Annotated in this window: 1 protein-coding gene; it reads right to left on the bottom strand. The window is 71.9% G+C overall.

Going from position 1 to position 1,443, the window contains the following annotated elements; translation table 11 throughout:
• Window positions 1-206: 206 nt before the first annotated feature.
• The coding region (locus ACZ5CR_RS45095) for an MFS transporter (RefSeq protein ID WP_468869424.1) at window positions 207-1,443 on the bottom strand (1,237 nt) is incomplete at its 5' end.

The raw sequence follows: 1,443 nt of genomic DNA, 5'->3' as shown, positions 1-1,443 counted from the left end.
CGATTCCACCGAAGTAGAACAGCTTCTCGGGATGCTGCGGGGTGCTGCGGTCTCGCATACGTCAGTCCTTGTTACGTGCCGACGGAGCCCTGCTCGACCTGCAGTGGGGCACGGTGATCACCATAGACACACCACAAAGGGCATATGCAACATGAGATGACCCTATTTCAGAAGTATGACACCCCACGCGAGATGCCCGGGAGAGGTCAACGCCCCTTTCGCAGCCCCAGCGTTGCCACTCCCGAGACCGCCAGCAGTCCCGCCGCGATCAGCAGGCTGATGCGCATCCCGGAGACGAAGTCCCCCGCGACCAGGCCCCCGAAGGCCGCGATCCCCAGGCCCCCGGCCACCTGCCGGGCCGAGTTGAGGACCCCCGCGGCAAGACCCGCACGGTCGGCGGGCACGGCGTCCATCATCGCCGCGGTGAGCGGCGGGATCGTCAGCGCGCATCCCAGAGCCAGCGGCACCATGAGGAACGCCAGGCCCAGCGCCGGCGTCCCCGCGTCGGCGAACAGCAGCGCCAGCAGACCCAGCACGGCAAGTGACTGCCCCGCCAGCATCGGGATCCGCGGACCCACGCGCGCCGCCAGCTTCCCCGCCACGACGTTCGTCACCGCGATGAGCCCGGTCATCGGCAGGAACATCAGCCCGGCCCACGGGGCCGAACGCCCCTGCACCTCCTGGAAGAAGAGGCTGAAGACGAAGACGAGGCCGTAGAAGGCGACGCTGCACGCGGCCCCGGCCGCGACGGTGATCGTGACCGTCCGGTCGCGGAAGAGGGTCAGCGGCACCACCGGATGTGCCTGTCGCGCCTCCGTCCGCAGGAACACCGCACCCGCCGCCACCGCGACGACCAGGGCGATCAGGCCCGTCGTGCCGCCCTCGATGACGGCGAAGGTCAGCGCCGTCAGCGTCAGGACCGCGAGCAACTGCCCCGGCACGTCCAGCGGCGCAGGACGCCTCGCGGAGCGCGGGGCCCGCAGCAGCAGGACCAGCGCCACCGCGCCCAGCGGTACGTTGATGAAGAAGATGCCGCTCCAGTCCCACGCGGTGGTCAGCGCGCCGCCCGCGACCGGGCCGAGCGCCACCGCCACCGAGCCGCCCGCCGCCCACATCGCCACCGCGCGTGCCCGCTTGGCCGCGTCCGAGTAGGCCTGGCGCACGAGGGAGAGCGAGGCGGGCAGGACCACCGCGGCCGCCACGCCCTGCACCACCCGCGCGCCGATCAGCACGGGCAGCGACGGCGCGAGGCCGCACGCCACCGAGGCGAGCGTGAACACCGTGATGCCGATCGCGTACGCCCGGGTCGCGCCGATCCGGTCGGAGAGCGCGCCGGTGGAGAGCATCAGGGCGGCGAAGGCGAGGGTGTAGGCGTCCACGACCCACTGGAGCCCGGACATGCCGCCGCCCAGGGAGTCGCCGATCGCGGGCAGCGCCGCGTTC

The sequence above is a fragment of the Streptomyces sp. NPDC031274 genome (genome assembly GCF_055570235.1).
This window is presented reverse-complemented; position numbering and strand designations above follow the sequence as displayed.